General features: G+C 78.8%; 1 protein-coding gene. It reads left to right on the forward strand.

Translation table 11 applies throughout. The features are described from left to right. Positions 1–1,850 (forward strand): histidine kinase (locus AOK03_RS39185; protein ID WP_055570110.1); only part of this gene is annotated, 1,850 nt, incomplete at its 5' end. Positions 1,851–1,867 lie beyond the last annotated feature (17 nt).

The following is a 1,867-nucleotide window of genomic DNA, read 5'->3' on the forward strand; positions in this document are numbered from 1 at the left end:
CGCTCACCGTCGAGGCGGCCCTGCTCGCCTGCCTGCCCCTCCCGGAGGACGCGGCGCTCCTGCACGCCCTGGGCCTGCTGGTCGCCCTGTACTCGGTCGCGGTGCGAAGCCCCGGGCGGACGGCCGCCGCCGTCGCGGCCGTCCTGGCGGTCGGCGAGGCGGGCCGCGCGGCGGTGCTGTTCGACGTGGGCACCGAGACGGCCGGCGAGACCGCGGTCAACTGCGTGCTCTTCCTGTCCGTCGCGGGCCTCGGCCGCAGCCGCCGCCGCTGGCTCGCCGGACGCCGGACCGCCGCGCGGGAGCTCGCGCGGGCCGAGGCCGAGCGCGCCCGCGCCGCCGTCACCGAACGCGAGCGCCTCGCCCGCGAACTGCACGACGTGAGCGCCCACCACCTCACCTCGGTCGTCGTCACCGCGGACGCCGCGCTGCGGCTCGGCGACCGCAAGCCGGAGCTGTCCGCACAGGCGCTGGAGTTCGCGGCGGACACCGGCCGCGAGACCGCGGCGGCGCTGCACCGCCTGGTGGCGCTGATGCGGACCGCGGCGGCGGACGAGGAGAGCGCCCTGGAGGAACGCGTCACCGAACTGGCCGCCGGTTTCGCCCGCCTCGGCCTGCGCCCGGCCGTGACCGTGACGCCGGAGGCGGCGCGGCTGACGGGCCCGGTGGCCGAAGCGGCCTTCGGCATCATCCGCGAGGCCCTCACGAACGCGCTGCGCTACGCCCCCGGCGCGGTGGTGCGCATCCGCATCGGGTCGTCCGGGGCCTGCGACGACACGGTGCACGTCACGGTCGAGGACGACGGGGCGGCGACCGGGGCGCCCGATGGCGGGCCCGCGGCCGGGCAGCGGCTCGGTTCCGGGCGGGGGACCGCGGGCATGCGGGAGCGGGCCGGGGCGCTCGGCGGCTCCCTCGCGGCCGGGCCGCGTCAGGACGGGGCCGGATGGTCGGTGCGGGCCCGGCTGCCGGGCGGCACGGGGGCCCTGCGCCACCGGGCCGCACGCCACCGTGCCCTGCGCGGCCTGGATCTGTCCGACGGGGCGGTCGCCGTCGCCGTCGCCACGCTCCCGGTCTTCACCGTCCTCGTCGAGGAACCCGGCGCCGTCGCCCTGGCCTGCGGCCCCGCCGTCGCGCACGCACTCCCGCTGCTGTGGCGGCGCCGGGCGCCCTGGGCGGTGCTCTGCGCGGTGCTCGTCACCGCCTGGTGCGCGCCGCTCGGCCTCGCGTTCGGGCTGCTGTCGCCCGACGCTGCCCTGTGCCTGTGGGCGGCGGGCGCCCTCGCCGAGTGCGTCGCCGTGTACGCCGTGGGGGCGTTCGCGGGCCCCGCGGGGGTCACCTGGCCCGCGCCGGGCGTGGCGGCCACCGGGCTGTGCCTGTCCGCCCTCGCCCTGGCGTCGGCCGACGGCATCGCGGACCTCGAAAAGGACGGCGGCCTCGGGCTCATGATCTTTTTGGGGGCCGTCCTCGGCGGGGCTTTCCTGCTGCCGATGGCCGCGCTCTGGGGCCTCGGCGCGGGCGTACGGACGCGGCGCGAACGCGTCAGGGCCTGGGAGGACCACGCGCTGACGGCCACCGTGTGGTCGGCGGTCGCCGAGGCGCACGAGGAGCGCCGCCGCATCGCCGTGGAGCTGCGCGGCGCGGTCCTGCGGCACGCCGACGCGGTCGTCGCGCGGGCCGAGGCGGGCGATCTGGGCGGCGTCGCCGACGAGGCGCGGGCGGGCCTGGCGGCGATGCGTGATCTGCTGGCCGCGCTGCGAGAGGTGACGGCCCCCGGCGACGTGGGCGCGGACGTGGACGCGGACATGAACGTGGACGAACCGCGGCGGCCGCTCCCGCAGCCGGTGGCGTCCTAGGTCGTGTCTTCAAAGTG

The sequence above is a fragment of the Streptomyces atriruber genome, from assembly GCF_001418325.1.
GTDB lineage: Bacteria > Actinomycetota > Actinomycetes > Streptomycetales > Streptomycetaceae > Streptomyces > Streptomyces atriruber.